At 62.0% G+C, this 15955-nt stretch carries 14 protein-coding genes; 5 read left to right on the top strand and 9 right to left on the bottom strand.

All coding sequences use genetic code 11. The annotated features are described in order from the left end of the window. Positions 1 to 184 precede the first annotated feature (184 nt). The gene (locus RG836_RS08580) at positions 185 to 934 is read left to right on the top strand and encodes a creatininase family protein (RefSeq protein ID WP_310844758.1); all 750 of its coding nucleotides are present in this window, start codon (positions 185 to 187) and stop codon (positions 932 to 934) included. 48 nt (positions 935 to 982) lie between these two features. Here RG836_RS08580 and RG836_RS08575 read toward each other — a convergent pair whose 3' ends face one another. The 3 genes from RG836_RS08575 to RG836_RS08565 form a co-directional block, all read right to left on the bottom strand. Then, the gene (locus tag RG836_RS08575) at positions 983 to 2722 is read right to left on the bottom strand and encodes a dipeptidase (RefSeq protein WP_310844757.1); all 1740 of its coding nucleotides are present in this window, start codon (positions 2720 to 2722) and stop codon (positions 983 to 985) included. A gap of 192 nt (positions 2723 to 2914) precedes the next feature. Next, the gene (locus tag RG836_RS08570; protein ID WP_310844756.1) at positions 2915 to 3532 is read right to left on the bottom strand and encodes a nitroreductase family protein; all 618 of its coding nucleotides are present in this window, start codon (positions 3530 to 3532) and stop codon (positions 2915 to 2917) included. 81 nt (positions 3533 to 3613) lie between these two features. Then, a complete protein-coding gene (locus tag RG836_RS08565; RefSeq protein WP_310844754.1) occupies positions 3614 to 4402 on the bottom strand; it encodes an SDR family NAD(P)-dependent oxidoreductase in 789 nt (262 codons plus the stop codon). A 131-nt stretch (positions 4403 to 4533) separates the two neighbouring features. On the opposite strand from RG836_RS08565, the gene RG836_RS08560 reads away from it, so the two are divergent. Further along, the gene (locus RG836_RS08560) at positions 4534 to 5418 is read left to right on the top strand and encodes a LysR family transcriptional regulator (RefSeq protein ID WP_310844752.1); all 885 of its coding nucleotides are present in this window, start codon (positions 4534 to 4536) and stop codon (positions 5416 to 5418) included. Between the two features lie 12 nt (positions 5419 to 5430). On the opposite strand, the gene RG836_RS08555 is transcribed toward RG836_RS08560, so the two are convergent. After that, positions 5431 to 6369 (bottom strand): DMT family transporter, encoded by a 939-nt coding sequence (locus tag RG836_RS08555; RefSeq protein WP_310844751.1) that lies wholly within the window; start codon positions 6367 to 6369, stop codon positions 5431 to 5433. A gap of 74 nt (positions 6370 to 6443) precedes the next feature. Here RG836_RS08555 and RG836_RS08550 point away from each other — a divergent pair, with 74 nt between their 5' ends. Beyond that, complete coding sequence (locus RG836_RS08550) at positions 6444 to 7298, top strand: LysR family transcriptional regulator (protein WP_310844750.1); 855 nt, start codon at positions 6444 to 6446, stop codon at positions 7296 to 7298. A gap of 102 nt (positions 7299 to 7400) precedes the next feature. After that, positions 7401 to 9077 carry an NAD-dependent malic enzyme gene (locus RG836_RS08545; RefSeq protein WP_310844749.1) on the top strand — a complete coding sequence of 559 codons (1677 nt, stop codon included), beginning with the start codon at positions 7401 to 7403 and terminating at the stop codon, positions 9075 to 9077. Positions 9078 to 9135: 58 nt separating this feature from the next. Here RG836_RS08545 and RG836_RS08540 read toward each other — a convergent pair whose 3' ends face one another. The 3 genes from RG836_RS08540 to gcl form a co-directional block, all read right to left on the bottom strand. Next, a complete protein-coding gene (locus RG836_RS08540; protein WP_310844748.1) occupies positions 9136 to 10032 on the bottom strand; it encodes a 2-hydroxy-3-oxopropionate reductase in 897 nt (298 codons plus the stop codon). A 186-nt stretch (positions 10033 to 10218) separates the two neighbouring features. Further along, positions 10219 to 11001 (bottom strand): hydroxypyruvate isomerase, encoded by a 783-nt coding sequence (hyi, locus tag RG836_RS08535; protein WP_310844746.1) that lies wholly within the window; start codon positions 10999 to 11001, stop codon positions 10219 to 10221. Positions 11002 to 11025: 24 nt separating this feature from the next. Beyond that, on the bottom strand, positions 11026 to 12801 hold the full coding sequence (gene gcl / locus RG836_RS08530) for a glyoxylate carboligase (protein ID WP_310844745.1): 1776 nt from the start codon (positions 12799 to 12801) through the stop codon (positions 11026 to 11028). A 106-nt stretch (positions 12802 to 12907) separates the two neighbouring features. On the opposite strand from gcl, the gene RG836_RS08525 reads away from it, so the two are divergent. Next, positions 12908 to 13816, top strand: a complete 909-nt coding sequence (locus RG836_RS08525; RefSeq protein ID WP_310844744.1) for a LysR family transcriptional regulator — start codon at positions 12908 to 12910, stop codon at positions 13814 to 13816. Here the strand turns inward: RG836_RS08525 and RG836_RS08520 are convergent. Together RG836_RS08520 and RG836_RS08515 are read right to left on the bottom strand one after the other, a co-directional pair. Then, positions 13813 to 14577: a 2-keto-4-pentenoate hydratase gene (locus RG836_RS08520; protein ID WP_310844743.1), complete on the bottom strand. Its 765-nt coding sequence runs from the start codon at positions 14575 to 14577 to the stop codon at positions 13813 to 13815. The two genes, RG836_RS08525 and RG836_RS08520, sit on opposite strands and share 4 nt — an antisense overlap. Positions 14578 to 14622: 45 nt before the next feature. Further along, positions 14623 to 15921 (bottom strand): MFS transporter, encoded by a 1299-nt coding sequence (locus RG836_RS08515; RefSeq protein ID WP_310844742.1) that lies wholly within the window; start codon positions 15919 to 15921, stop codon positions 14623 to 14625. Positions 15922 to 15955: the final 34 nt, after the last annotated feature.

Genomic DNA, 15955 nt, shown 5'->3' with positions numbered 1-15955 from the left:
CCTGCCACTACCCTAGTCGGCTCTGCCCGTTAGCGAAAGGCGCCTGGCGAATCCACGGGCGATCGATCGACACCTTCGTAGAATGTCCCCGCCGCCCCGGCTTATGCTGTTATGGATCCAGAGAGCCGGCGCGGTACCGTGACCCACCGGCTTCAATACAGCCTGAAAAAACAGCGAGGCGACAATGCTTTTACATCGATCCACCTGGCCTGAAATCGAACAATTCCTCCAGCGCAGCCGCAGCATCGTGATTCCCATCGGTTCCAACGAGCAGCACGGCCCGATCGGCCTGCTGGGCACCGACTGGATGTGCCCGGAAATCATCGCCAATGAAGCGCAAAAAGAGGCTGACATTCTGATTGGCCCGACCTTCAACATCGGCATGGCCCAGCATCACTTGGGCTTCGCCGGGACCATCTCGTTGCGGCCTTCGACCTTTATGGCCGCCATCGGTGACTGGGTACGTTCACTGGCCGGCCATGGTTTCGAGAAGATCCTGTTTCTCAACGGGCATGGCGGCAATATTGCTTCGATTGAAGCAGCGTTTTCCGAGCTGTACGCCGAAGCGAGTTTCGCCGGTCGTCCCGCCGGTTTTGCCTTGAAGTTGTGCAACTGGTGGGATCTGGAAGGCGTGGGCGCGCTGGCCAACCAGCAATTTCCCACCGGCCATGGCATGCACGCCACGCCGTCCGAGATTGCCGTGACCCAGTGGGCCTACTCGGACTCGATCAAGTCCGCGGATTACCATCCGCAAATCGCCCCGTCGGGGCCGATCCGTGAAGCGCTGGATTTCCGTGCACGCTTCCCCGATGGCCGCATGGGTTCCGACCCGGCTCAAGCGACGCCAGAAAAGGGTGGGGCGCTGGTACGGCTGGCCGCTCAGAGCCTGGTGAAGGAACTGGGCGCGTTCAGCCGAGAAACGTCGCCGCGCTGAAGCCGGTAAGACGGGCGTCTCGGCCGGCAACGGCGCAGCGCTGAGCGATCAGAGCTTCGGCAGTTGGCCGATGCGCCCCATCATCTCGGTGACAATCTGCAAGTCCAGCAGAAACTGCTCGGTGGTCTTGAACTCGTTGTCGTTGTGGCCGGTGTATTTGACGTTGGGCATGGCCAGGCCGAATTGCACGCCGTTAGGCAGTTCATGCACCGAAGTTGCCCCGGCTGAGCTGCCGAACTTGTGCTCCATGCTCAGGTTTTCGGTGGCCACTGCCAGCAACGCCTTGACCCATTCGCCCTCCGGATTGCGGTACATCGGCTCGGCGATCGAGTATTCGAAGGTCGGCTTGATCCCGGTTTTCTGGCTCCAGGCGTTGAGCTTTTCAGCGATCTGCGCCTTGAGCGCTTCCGGCGACTTGCCCTTGGGCACCCGCAGGTTAACCGCGAGTTTGAAGGCTTTCTCATCCTGGGCGACGTAGGTCAGCGAGGCAGTCAGCGGCCCCATGAAGTCATCGGCGAAACCGACACCCAATTGACTTCCCAGGTAATCCAGGCCCCAGTTGTCGGCGGCGTAGCGCGCGGCATCGGTGATCGGCCCTTGCTTCAAAGCGATTTTGCCGTCGAGGCTGTTGATGAAGTCGAGCATCCGTGCCACCGGGTTGACCCCGGACTCAGGCTCGGAGGAATGTGCGGATACGCCGGTAACCGTCAGTTTGACGTCCTTGCCGTCGACCTTGGCGGCGACCTCGAAGTTACCGCCATTGCGCTTGGCGTACTCGCTGCCGGCCTGTTGCAGGCTGGCGGCCAGTTCGGCGGGTTGGTCGCTGACCAGGGTCACCACGGACGTGGACGGAATCTGGTTGGTGGCCTTGCCGCCGGTCATCGCAACCAACTCGGCGCCTTTGCCCTCGCCAGGCTTGCGGGCAAAACTGGCCATCACGGTGCCGTAGCCTTTCTCGGCGATCACCACCGGGTAGCCGCCGTCCAGCGCCAGGTTGTAGTTGGGCGTAGGGTTGCGTTCGAAGTAGTAGGGGATCGCGTCGCCGGTGGTTTCTTCGGTGGTGTCGATCAGCAGCTTGAAGTTGCGCGCCAGCGGCAACTTTTCTTCCTTGATGATCTTCATCGCGTACAGCGCCACGACGATGCCGTTTTTGTCGTCCTCGGTGCCACGACCGTACATGCGGTCGCCGATCAACGTGACTTTGAACGGGTCGAGGCGGGTGCCGTCCTGCAGTACCCAGTTCTCCGGGGTTACCGGCACCACGTCGGCGTGGGCGTGGATGCCCACCACTTCGCTGCCATGGCCTTCGAGGGAGATCTCGTAGACGCGGTTATCGATGTTGCGGAAGGTCAGGTTGAAATCCTTGGCGAGGGTTTTGATCTTCTCGGCAATCTTGATAAAGGCCGGGTTGTCGTGCTGATCGACGCCTTCCACGCGCACCGTCGGAATCTCCACCAGCTCACGCAAGGTTTCGGTAGCGGCGCTGGCGTATTTCACCCGTGCGTACACACCGAGTAGGCGATGGATCTGGTTTTGCTGTTCGGCGGACAAGGTTTTGTTGCCGAGGAAAGCGTTGATGGCCGCGCCGAGGTCGTCGGTTTTCGCCAACTCGCTCTTGCCCAGGCTGGTGAGGAATTGCCGGAAATCCGTGACCGGCGCTTCACTGAAAGTCTTGACGATGGTCGCGCTCTGTTGTGCGGTGAGGTTGGCCTGTGCGGCGGTGGTGAACACCGAAAGGCTGGCGAACATCAGGGTGGTCGCGGCGATGTGCTTGAGGGAAAAATCCATTGCGGGGGGCATTCCTTGGCTGGCAGTTTGTAAGAAATATCTGATTACACAATCAGAAAGATTTTCCAAACTACCAGCCAAGGCCCCGATGCGGGAACCCAGGAAGTGCGATGTGTCGCACAGAACGGCAAAAGCGGCGCAGATCTGCAACTGTCGAAGAATCATGCGCCAGGCGGTTCCAAGGGGCGCGTGTTACAGAACGCTGAGCACCTGCGCCAATGGCCGACGCGGTTTTTGTGGCCAGTTCTCCGGTGCTGGTTGGCCGACCGCCACCAGCAGCACCGGAATTTCGTCCGCTGCGAGCCCGAAGGCCTCGGCCACGGCGTCGGCATCGAAGCCGATCATTGGCGCCGACCCGAGGCCCATGGCATGGGCGGCATAGATCAGGGTGCCGGCGCCGAACGTAGCGGTGCGCACGGCTTCATCGCGCTGACGCTGCGGTTGTTCGAAGTACAGGCTTTTCGCCGCGCCTTCCCAGCCTGGCACCATCTCCGGCGGCATCAGCCCGGCATCCACGCTTGGCGCCAGTCGGTCGGCCAAGTGCAGGTGATTGGCCAATTGACCGACCACGATGAAGGTCACCGAGGCTTCGCTGACTTTAGCCTGGTCCCACGCCAGCTTGCGCAGCCGCGCTTTGGCTTCGGCGGTGTGCACGGCGATGAAGCGCCAGTTCTGCAGGTTGAACGCGGTCGGTGCCGAGGTGGCCAGGCGCACCAGTTCGCGGATTTGTTCAGGCTCGACGCCGTGCGACGTGTCGAACAGGTTAATGGTGCGGCGTTCTTCGATGGCGCTGATGATCGGGTGTTTCATGGCGAAATCCTCATGATTCGGACGCGAGCAGGCCTTGACCCGCAAGGGCCTGCAACGTAGCAAGTGGGTGGAGTGGGGCGGTCAGACGATGCTGTCAATCACCCCGCCGTCGACGCGCAGGGCGGCGCCGGTGGTGGCCGAAGCCTGTTCGGAACTGACGTAGATGATCATGTTCGCCACTTCCTCGACGCTGGCGGCGCGGCGGATGATTGAGGAGCCGCGATGGGTGGTGACAAACTCGGCCGCCACGTCTTCCAGGCTCTTGCCGGAGCTTTCAACTTCGGGGCGCAGCATCTCGGCGACGCCTTCCGACAATGTCGGCCCTGGTAACACCGAATTGACCGTGACCCCAGTGCCCGCCAGGCGTTTGGCCAAGCCGCGGGAAATCGCCAGTTGCGCGGTTTTGCTGAAGCCGTAATGGATCATGTCGGACGGAATATTCAGCGCCGATTCCGACGAGATAAACACGATCCGCCCCCATTTGTTTGCCACCATCCCCGGGCCGTAGATCCGCGACAGACGCACGCCGGACATCACGTTGACCTCGAAGAATTTCTGCCATTCGCTGTCCGGCGTGTCGAAGAAATCCTGCGGCTGGAAAATCCCCAGGTTGTTCACCAGGATGTCGAAGTGCGGGTACTGGGCGAACAGCTCAGCGCTGCCGGCCTCGGTGCCGAGGTCTCCGGCAAAGCCGTCGGCGTTGGCGGCCAATGAGCCGAGGCGGCGCAGGGCGTTGTCGATGCTGGCCTGGGTGCGGCCGTTGATGACCACGTGGGCGCCAGCCTCGAGAAAGCTCTTGGCGGTGGCGAAGCCGATGCCGCTGGTAGAGCCGCTGACCAGGACGTTACGGCCGGTAAAGTCGATGTGCATGGGAAACCTCCAGATTCAGTTGATGGCCGAAGCTTGCGCCTTTTTTTATCGTTCGATAATCCGGTCAATATAGAGATGACTTTTCGAGAAGCTCGAACTATTTTGGGTTGAACCCTAGAGAGTTGTAGCCCATGGACACCTTCGACGCGCTACGCCTGTACGTCAGCATTGCCGAAACCGGCAGCCTCAGCGCCGCCGCGCGCCTGCACGCGGTGGCGACGTCCACCGTGACCCTGGCGCTGCAACAGCTGGAAGAACGGGTGGCGTCGCGTTTGATCACCCGCTCCACCCGCAAGCTGACCTTCACCCACGAAGGCGAAGTGTTCCTCGCCTACGCCCGAGGGTTGCTCGCTGACTGGGATGGTTCGATTGACGGGATCCGCCAGAGCGGACCGCTGAAAGGCCCGATCCGCATGACCGCCACCAGCGATTTCGGCCGTCGGCAACTGGTGCCGCTGGTTGACCAGTTCATGGCGCTGCACCCGCAGATTCAGGTGACGTTGCACCTGGGCGATGGCGTGGTGGATCTGATCGAACACAACTTGGATCTGGCGGTACGCAATGGCCCGCTGATGGATTCGAATCTGCGCTCGCGAGCGCTCATCCGCAGCCAGCGCATCATCTGCGCCACGCCCGGCTACTGGAAAACCCACGGCAAACCCAGCCATCCCGAGCAACTGGCCGGGCATAACTGCCTGATCCTGCAGCGGCCCGGCGTGCCCTTTGCGACCTGGCCGTTCATGATCGCCGGCAAGCCGATGGCTGTGCGTGTCACCGGCAATCGCACCGCGAATGACGGCGGCGTGCTGCGACATTGGGCGATGCAGGGCCACGGCGTGATGATCAAAAATCGTTGGGAGGTGCGTCACGAGATAGAGGAGGGGCTGCTGGAAACAGCACTCGACGAGTACGTGCCGCCCCATGTCGATCTGTATGCGGTGACCGCCGGTGGCGCGCCGAGCCGGCGGGTTTCGGCGCTGGTAGATTTCCTCGCCGAAGAATTGGCCAAGGACTGAGGGTGCGCTGCTCTATATCAGCGCGGGTTGCCGGTTTTCCGCCCGCACCACCATCCAGATGCCGACGCCGGAGACTGCCATGCCGAGGACCATCGGCACGGTCAACGGCTCGCTGAACATCACCCAGGCCCAGATCATGGTCACCGGCGGGCACAGGTACAACACGCTGGCGACCCGGGTCGGGCTGGAGCGTTGCAGGCAGATCCAGTACAGGCCGTAGCCGCCGAGGGTCGACAGAGCCACGGTCCACAACACGCTCATGGCGAACCCGGCGCTGTAGATCGGCGCCAGGCTGCCTTGCCAGCCTTCGATCAAGCCGAAAGCCACGGCCGACACGCAGCATTGCAGCCATAGGTTCGGCAGCAGGTCCATCGAGCGCTCGGCCGGTAATTGCTTTTGCCACAGGGTGGCGACCGCCAGCGACAAAGTGCCGAGCACCGGCAAACCGTAGGCCCACAGCGGCGCATTGCCCCAGGCCAGCGCGCCGAGTGTTACCAGCACCACGCCGACCAGGCCGATCACCAGGCCCAGCCAGATTTGCCAGGGCAATCGATGCTTGAGGAACACCGCTGCCAACACCGCCACCGCCATCGGCAGCAGGTTGGCGAACACCGCCGCCAGCCCCGCCGGTACGCCGAGGGCGATGCCCTGGATGACCCCCGCCAGGTAACCGGCCATCGCCAACAAGCCGATGCCGGCATTGACCAGCAATACGGCGAGCGAGGTGCGGCGCAGGGACTTGGCGACGAACGGGAGGAGGATCAGTGCGATCACCACGCAGCGCCAAAACACCACCAGTAGTGCCGGCGCGTAATCGATCGAGAAGCGCGCGCCGACGAAGCCGGAGCTCCAAGTCAGGATCAGCCCGGCCTCCAGCAACGGCAGGCGAGTGGTCTGGCGCCAATCGGGTTTGGCGTGCGCATCAACGGACAACGAATTGGTCGAGTTCATAGCCACACCCTACAGAGGGAGAGTAATCTACTAAATCAAAATATATGGCATCAGTCATTCACGAAGACGAAACCATGACGGCAATCCTTGATATTGAACTGCTGCGGACCTTTCACGCGGTGGCACGGATCGGCAAATTCAGCGCAGCGGCCGAGCGCTTGCACAAAAGCCCGGCGGCGGTGAGCGTGCATGTGCAGCGCCTGGAAGCGGTGGCGGGCGGGCGCTTGCTCAACCGCGATAACCAGGCAGTGTCTCTGACCGCGCTGGGTAAGCGTTTGCTCATCTCGACCAGCGAATTGCTCAGCACCCATGACCGGGTGCTGGCGGAGTTGCACGGCACTCATCTGGCAGGGCGGATTACCTTGGGCGTGCCGGACGAATACGCCACCCACGTGATCCGCGACATCCTGCCGACCTTTGCTGCCGCCTGGCCCAACGTGGTGCTGGAACTCAAGACCGCGCCCAGTTACGCGCTGCGCGACCAAGTGCAGCGCGGCAAGCTGCAATCGGCCATCGTCGCACTGCCTCAGGAGCAGCGACAGGCGCCGATGCAATGGCTGCTGTCGACCACGCCGGTGTGGGTGGGCCCAAGCCATACGGCGCTGGCCTCGACGGACCCGCTGCCGCTGGCCGTGCATGCCGCGCAATGCCCTTATCGGCAAGCCATGCAGGAGTCGCTGAAAGACAGCGGCCGGCGTACGCGGGTGGTGCTGGAAAGTCCGTCCAATCAAGCGGTGAAGGCCTGCGTCGAGGCGGGGTTGGCGATCAGCCTGATCGACCGCGCGCGGGTGACCGAGCAGATGCAGATTCTTGAAGGCTTCCCCGTCATCCCCGACCACGACGTAGTGTTTATGCACGGGGCTTCGTCCGAGGGCGATGAGGCCGTAAAGTTGCTTGGAGACACCTTGCGCCAACTTTTTCGCCTGTAAACAGCTGTGCGGCGCTAGGCTGTCCTGGCCCTTCGACCTACTTGGATTTCGAATTCAGAAGTGTATATTGAATTCAAAATACAATAAGCACAGGAGATTGAGATGAGTCATGCCAATGATCGCGCGGTTCAAGTCCCTTTCGCAGGCCCGACCTTGTTGGGTACGCCACTGCTGAACAAAGGCACTGCCTTCACCGCGCACGAACGCGACGCCCTGCACCTGCGTGGGCTGCTGCCGCAAGAAATCGAAACCATCGAGCAACAAGCCGCGCGCGCCTACCAGCAATACCAGGGGTGCAACAGCGACCTGGATAAGCACATCCTGTTGCGCTCGATCCAGGACTCCAACGAAACCCTGTTCTACCGGGTGGTCGACGACCACCTCGACGAGATGCTGCCGATCATCTACACGCCCACGGTCGGCAAGGTCTGCCAGGAGTTCTCGCGCATCTACCGCAGCCATCGCGGTCTGTTTATCAGCATCGCCGACCAGGACCGGATCGACGACATCCTCAACAACGTCACCAAGGATAATGTGAAAGTCATCGTGGTCAGTGACTGTGAGCGCATTCTCGGCCTCGGCGACCAAGGCGTCGGCGGAATGGGCATTCCCATCGGCAAACTGTCGCTGTACACCGCCTGTGGCGGCATCAGCCCGGCCTACACCTTGCCGGTGGTGCTCGACGTCGGCACCAACAACCCGACGCTGCTGGCGGATCCGCTGTATTTCGGCCGCCGCGAAGAACGCGTGCGTGGCGCCGAATACGACCAGTTCCTGCAAGCGTTTGTCGAAGGCATCCAGCGCCGCTGGCCGGAAGCGATTCTGCAATTCGAAGACTTCGCCCTGACCAATGCCATGCCGCTGCTCGCCCGTTATCGCGACCAGTTGTGCTGCTTCAACGACGACATCCAAGGCACGGCCGCGGTCACCGTGGGTACCTTGCTCGCCGCGTGCAAGGTCAAGGGCCAGCGCCTGTCCGAGCAAACCGTGGCATTTGTCGGCGCCGGTTCCGCCGGGTGCGGGATCGCCGAGCAGATCATCGCGGCGATGCAGCTTGAAGGCTTGAGCGAGGCCCAGGCGCGCAGCCAGGTTTACCTGCTTAATAGCAAAGGCTTGCTGACCGATCGCCAACCGGATCTGTACGACTTCCAGCAACGCCTGGCGCATTCCAGCGAAGCCTTGAAGCAATGGCAGTTCAGCGGCGACTGGCCGTCGCTGCAGGAAGTGGTGAGCAACGCCAAACCGACTGTGCTGATTGGCGTATCGGGCAAGGCCGGGCTGTTCACTCAGGACATCGTCAAGACTATGCACGCGCATTGTGCGCAGCCGATCATCATGCCGCTGTCCAACCCGACTTCGCAGATCGAAGCGCATCCGAAAGACATCCTCGAGTGGACTGAAGGCCAGGCCTTGGTAGCGACCGGTAGCCCGTTCCTGCCAATCGAAGTGCTCGGCAAAACCTTCCCGATTGCCCAGTGCAACAACTCCTACATCTTCCCCGGTATCGGCCTCGGCGCGATTGCCAGCAAGGCCACGCGCATCACCGACGGCATGCTGATGGCCTCGGCCCAGGCCTTGGCGGAAAGCGCTGGCGCTGGGCAAATGTTGCCACCGTTGCGTGAGGTGCAAGCCGTGAGCAAACGCATTGCTTTCGCAGTGGGCATGGCGGCCCAGCGCGACAGCGTGGCGCCACCGATGCCGGAGGAGGCGCTGCAAGCGGCCATCGACGAGCATTTCTGGCAGCCGGTGTATCGCCAGTACGTGCGCCGTCCGGAGTAACCGACCGGGCCACAAAAAATCCCGCCAGATCGGCGGGATTTTTTATGCTCGGACAATCTTATTTCTGCTGATCGCGGATGGAGAAATCCGCCATGTGCTCCAGGCCTTTGATCAGCGCCGAGTGATCCCACTGGCTGCCGCCCAGTGCCGCGCAGGTGCTGAACACTTGCTGCGTGTTGGCGGTGTTGGGCAGGTTGAGGTGCAGCTCGCGGGCGCCTTCCAGCGCCAGGTTCAAGTCCTTCTGATGCAGGGCGATGCGGAAGCCTGGATCGAAAGTACCCTTGATCATGCGTTCGCCGTGCACTTCCAGGATCTTCGACGAGGCGAAACCGCCCATCAAGGCTTCACGGACCTTGGCGGGATCGGCACCGTTCTTCGATGCGAACAGCAGGGCTTCGGCCACCGCTTGGATGTTCAGCGCCACGATGATCTGGTTCGCCACTTTGGCGGTTTGCCCGTCGCCATTGCCGCCGACCAGGGTGATGTTTTTGCCCATGCTTTGCAGCAACGGCAGGGCGCGGTCAAACACCGGTTGATCGCCGCCGACCATGATGCTCAGGGTGCCAGCCTTGGCCCCGACTTCACCGCCCGATACCGGCGCATCAAGGTAACGCGCGCCCGTGGCGACGATTTTCTGCGCGAAGGCTTTGGTGGCCGACGGAGAGATCGAGCTCATGTCGATCACCACTTTGTCGGGACCGGAGCCCTCGGCGACACCGTTCTCGCCGAACAGCACCGTTTCCACGAAGGGCGTGTCCGGCACCATGATAATGATGAACTCCGCTTGCCGCGCCACGTCAGCGGGGTTGGCCAACACTTCGGCGCCGGCGTCGGTCAACACCTTGGGCGGGGTGCTGTGGTGGTTTGAAAGGAACAACTGATGACCGGCCTTGACCAGGTTTTGCGCCATGGGCAGGCCCATGATACCAGTGCCAATGAATCCGATTTTAGCCATGAAGAAATCCTCTTGTTTGGGGCGGGCAAGGGCTGAGGTGTTGGGGTGTTAAGGGTGTTGAGCTTTTGAGCTTTTGAGCTTTTGAGCTTTTGTGGCGAGGGAGCAAGCTCCCTCGCCACAAAAAGCAGAAGCAAAAGCCACACAAGCAGAGGCACAAACGCCAAGTCACCGCAGCAAATCGTGCTCTCACATCACGTTATGCGTCTTCAGCCAATCAAGCCCGGCTTCGGTGGTGGTCAGGGGTTTGTATTCGCAGCCGATCCAGCCGTCGTAGCCAATGCGCTTGAGGTGTTCGAACAGGAAGCGGTAGTTGATTTCACCTGTGCCCGGTTCATGCCGGCCGGGGTTGTCGGCCAGTTGTACATGGTGGATCAGCGGCAGCTGCGCTTCTAGGGTGCGGGCCAGGTCACCTTCCATGATTTGCATGTGGTAGATGTCGTATTGCAGGAACAGGTTGCTGCTACCGACCTGCTCGCGGATCTCCAGCGCCTGGGCGGTGGTGGTCAGGTAGAAACCGGGGATGTCGCGGGTGTTGATCATCTCCATCACCAGACGAATGCCGGCGGTTTCCAGCCGGGCGCTGGCGTATGTCAGGTTGTCGATAAAGGTCTGCCGCACCAGGGCAGGGTCGCCGTCCGAAGGGGTGATGCCGGCCAGGCAATTGACCTGAGTGTTGCCCAGAACCTTGGCGTATTCGATGGCCAGGTCGACCCCGGCGCGGAACTCTTCGACCCGGTCCGGATGGCAAGCGATGCCGCGTTCGCCCTTGGCCCAGTCGCCGGCCGGCAGGTTGAACAGCACTTGGGTCAGGCCGTGCTCGTCCAGTTGCGCCTTGATCTCGGCAGAACCGAACTCATAAGGAAACAGGTATTCGACACCGGTGAACCCTGCATTGGCCGCGGCGGCGAAACGCTGCAGGAACGGCTGCTCGGTGAACAGCATCGACAGGTTGGCGCATAAACGGGTCATGAATTTCTCCGATTGTTCAAAGGGTCAGGCCATCAGATTGATGGAGGTCGGGGCGTCGGCGGCGCATTCGGCCAACGCTTCGAATTCGTTGATTGCATTGATCTCGGTGCCCATCGCGATGTTGGTCACCCGTTCCAAAATGACTTCGACCACCACCGGCACCCGGTGCTGGGCCATCAGCGCCCGGGCCTCGGCAAACGCCGCTTGCAGGTGCGCCGGATCGGTCACCCGCAGCGCCTTGCAGCCCAGGCCTTCGGCGACCGCCACATGGTCGACGCCGTAGCCCTCCAGTTCCGGCGCGTTGATGTTATCGAACGCCAGTTGCACACAATAATCCATGTCGAAACCCCGTTGGGCCTGGCGGATCAAACCCAGGTACGAGTTGTTCACCACCACGTGAATGTAGGGCAGCTTGAACTGCGCACCCACGGCCAGTTCCTCGATCATGAACTGGAAATCGTAATCGCCGGACAGCGCCACCACCTGGCGCTGCGGATCGGCCTTGACCACGCCGAGGGCGGCGGGAATCGTCCATCCCAGGGGCCCGGCCTGCCCGCAGTTGATCCAGTGCCGCGGCTTGTAGACGTGCAGGAATTGCGCGCCGGCAATCTGCGACAGGCCAATGGTGCTGATGTAGCAAGTGTCCTGGCCGAAAAAACGGTTCATCTCTTCGTACACGCGCTGCGGCTTGACCGGCACGTTGTCGAAATGGGTTTTGCGTTGCAGGCTGCTTTTGCGTTGCTGGCAACTGGTGAGCCAGGCGCCGAAGTTCTTCAGGCGCCCGGCGGTGTGCCATTCGCGGGCGACTTCCAGCAGCATCGTCAAGGCGCTGCCAGCGTCCGAGACGATCCCCAGTTCCGGCATCAGCACCCGGCCGATTTGCGTCGGTTCGATGTCGATATGAATGAACCGCCGGCCCTCGGTATACACCGGGATCGAGCCGGTGTGACGGTTGGCCCAGCGGTTGCCGATGCCGATCACCACGTCCGATTCCAGCATCGTCGCGTTGCCATAGCGGTGCGAGGTCTGCAAGCCGACCATGCCGGCCATGTGCGGGTGATCATCGGGAATGCAGCCCCAGCCCATCAGCGTTGGGATCACCGGGATGCCGGTCAGCTCGGAGAACTCCACCAGCAGCGCCGAGGCATCGGCGTTGATGATGCCGCCGCCGGCGACGATCAGCGGGCGCTCGGCCTGATTGAGCAGGGCCATGGCTTTTTCCGCTTGCTGGCGGCTGGCCTTGGGCTTGACCACCGGCAGCGGCTCATAGGCCTCGATATCGAACTCGATCTCGGCCATTTGCACGTCGAACGGCAGGTCGATCAACACCGGGCCGGGTCGGTCACTGCGCATGATCTGGAACGCTTTCTGGAACACGTAGGGCACCTGGCCGGGTTCGAGCACGGTGGTGGCCCACTTGCACACCGGCGCGGCGATGCTGGAAATGTCCACGGCCTGGAAGTCTTCCTTGTGCAACCGGGCGCGGGGTGCCTGGCCGGTGATGCAGAGGATCGGGATCGAGTCGGCGGACGCCGAATACAGGCCGGTGATCATGTCCGTGCCGGCCGGGCCCGAGGTGCCGATGCACACCCCGATATTGCCAGCGACGGCGCGGGTGTACCCCTCCGCCATGTGCGACGCGCCTTCCACGTGGCGGGCCAGCACATGGTCGATGCCACCGAGTTTTTTCAGCGCGGCGTACAGCGGGTTGATCGCCGCACCGGGGATGCCGAAGGCGGTGTCGATACCTTCACGGCGCATGACCAGGACGGCGGCTTCGATGGCTTTCATGAGGGGCATGGTGCTCTCCTTGATTCGATATTTTTCGTACATTCACAGCATCCGTTTGCTAGCCTGCTTTGTGAATCGTCGCTTTTATCGTTTCTGTCGGTATCAGGAGTATCGAATGGATCGTTACACGGAACTGCGCAGCTACGTCCTGATCGCCTCCCGTGGCAGCTTTGCCGCGGCGGCGCTGGCCGATGGCGTGACACCGGTGATCATGGGCCGGCGCCTGACCGCTTTGGAGCAACGGCTGGGGGTCAAGTTGATCCACCGTTCCACCCGCGGCCTGACCCTCACCGAACTGGGCGAGGCGTACTTGGAGCAGGCCAAGGTGTTGCTGCAGTCATTCGATGAGATCGACGCCAGCATCAGCGACAACCGCAGCGCGGTACGCGGGCACTTGATGATCACCGCGCCGGCCGGTTTCGGTCGCCGCCACGTCGCGCCCCATGCGCCGGAATTCCAGGCGCGTTTCCCCGATCTGAAGCTATCGCTGGACCTCACCGACAACGTCATTGACCTGGTGCGCGAAGGCTACGACATGAGCATCCGCATCGGCGAAGTGCTCGACCCCAACTACGTGGCGATCACCCTGGCCGCCAACCGCCGGGTGGTGTGTGGCGCGCCGAGTTACTTCGCCCGGCACGGCACGCCGCAGACCCTCGAAGACCTGGCTCGGCACAATTGCCTGGCGTTCAACTTGCAGGGCGGGCAGCACCGTGGCTGGACCTTTCAGAAGGATGGTAAGCAGGTGGCAGTCAAAGTCGCCGGCAACCTGTACTGCAACGATGGCGAGTTGCTGTTTGATTGGGCCAAACGTGGGCTGGGCATTTGCTGGCGGTCGGTCTGGGAAATCCAGAGCGAGCTGCTCAGCGGCGAACTCACCACGGTGCTCGATGAGTTCGCCTTGCCCAGCTACGACATCCAGGGCGTGTACCCGCAGCAGCATTACCTGCCGGCCAAGGTGCGGTTTTTTATCGCCTTCCTCAAGGAAGTCTATAGCCGCCCCGGTTACTGGGTGCGTGCTTAGACCAGGGTCAAGGATACCGGCGGCAAGCCCTGGATCTGGCCTTTCACCTCTGCCGGGCCTTCGGCGAAAAACATGCCGGTGAACGAGCCGGTGGTGATCACAAAGTCCTGCGGCAACGTCTGGCCCTGGCCGGTGTGATGATTGACCAGCCACGGCAGCAGGCGTCGCGGATCGCCCGCCGGGTTGGCCACCGCCGACGGCACGATGCTGTCGCCGTTGAGGGTAAAGCTGAGCTGCGGTTGAGTGAACGGGAAGCCCGGGTCGTAGGGCACGAACTCGCTGACGATCAGCGCGCCGTGGTTGAGCAGATCAGATAACTGGCTCAAGGGCTCGACCTTCGGAAACGCGGCAAAACGGCTGGACACGATTTCGATGCTCGCGGCCATTTCTCCAATTCCGGCCAGCACTTCTTCCTCACTGTATGCCTCGTCACGCGGGGTGAAGGCGCGGTTGAAGCGGAAGGCGATTTCCAGCTCCAGGCCAACCGGCGCATAAACGCCGCGTTCGAACTGGCTGCCGGCGGGGAACAGGCAATCGCGCGGCAGCGGCGAGCCCTGGATCGGGCCGGTGTGGGATTTCGAACCGATCTTCCAGCCGCCCGCCTGTACGCCGCGCAGGCGCAGGATTTCCTGCTGGGTGAGGTAGGCGGTGGCCAGGTCTTCGGGGTACAGCGCGTTGTCGAGTTCGCCCAATGGGCTGCGTTCACGTTGTGCGTCGACCAGCAGTTGCGCCAGGCGCGAAGGATTGGATGCAGTAGTCAAAATGTCGCTCCATTGATGGCCCCGCCCGCAGGCGGGGTGGGTCAGTTATTTGATGCTGACGGGCGCCGGGTCCACGACGGGTGTCGAGGGCTGCGCCGGTTTGCTGTACTCGAACTTGTTTTGCGGCTTCATGCGGAACGACAGCACCACGCCGATCGCCAGCAACACGATGCTGACCAGGAACGGGAGCTGCCAGTTGCCGAACTTGTCGATCAGCAAACCGGCGGCCACCGGGCTGACAATCGCCGCCATTGCCGAGCCGGTGTTCATCATGCCACTGGCGGTGCCGCAATGGTCCGGGGCAATGTCCATGGGGATCGCCCACATTGGCCCGATGGTCATTTCCGAGAAGAAGAAACCGATCGCCAGGCAGGCCAGGGAGATGTGCATGTCCTTGGTGAACATCAGCGGCACCAGCGACAGCAGCGTCAGCCCCAGGCACACCGCGACCATCAGGCTGCGCGCCTTGTTCAGGTCTTTGGTGCGCGCGTAGATGCGGTCACTGACGATGCCACCCAGGGTGTCGCCGACCACGCCGCCGAAGAACACGGTGGAGGCGAAGATCGCGGTGTTCTTCAAGTCCAGGCCCATGTTCATGAAGTACATCGGCACCCAACTGAGCAGTAACCACAACGTCCAGCCGTAGCAGAAGTACACGATGGTCACCGGCGCCATGCGCCGGAACAAACGACCCCAGGCCAGCGGCGCGGTGCTTTTGACTTTCGGTGGCGGCAGGGTGGCCAGTTCTTCCTGGGAGATGCGCGGGTGGTCTTTCGGCAGTTCGGTGAACGTCAGGGCCCAGATCGCGACCCAGACAAAGCTGATGGCGGCGCACACGTAGAACGACTCACGCCATCCGTAAGTGGCCATTACTGCAATCATCGCCGCCGGTGCCAGGGCATTGCCGAGACGGGCGAAAGCGTGGGTGATGCCTTGGGCGAAGCCGCGTTTTTCCTTGGGAATCCAGCGTGACATGGCAGCGGTGGCCGCGGGGAAGGTTGCACCTTCACCGAGACCGAGCAGTACCCGGGCGATGATCAGCGAAACGAAGCCGCCGGCCAGGCCGGTGAGCACCGTGGCGCCGGCCCAGATCAGGCCGCAGACGATCAGCGTGCGTTTGGCACCGAACCGGTCGCTCACCCAGCCGCCGATGATTTGAAAGATCAGGTAGGGATAGGCAAAAGCAGAGAAGACGATGCCGATCTCTGTTTTGGTCAGGTTGAATTCCTTACCGAACCCGACCGCCGCCGTACTGACGTTGACCCGGTCGAGGTAGGTAATGAAGTACATGGCGCACAGCATGAAAAGCACCACCGTGGTGGGGCGCAGACGTAAAAATCTCATGTTCTATCTCCAGTTTCTTATTGTTCACGCTGAC

The sequence above is a fragment of the Pseudomonas rhizozeae genome, assembly GCF_031583775.1.
Classification (GTDB): Bacteria; Pseudomonadota; Gammaproteobacteria; order Pseudomonadales; family Pseudomonadaceae; genus Aquipseudomonas.
Note: the sequence above shows the minus strand (reverse complement) of the source record. Positions and strands in the feature narration are given on the sequence as shown.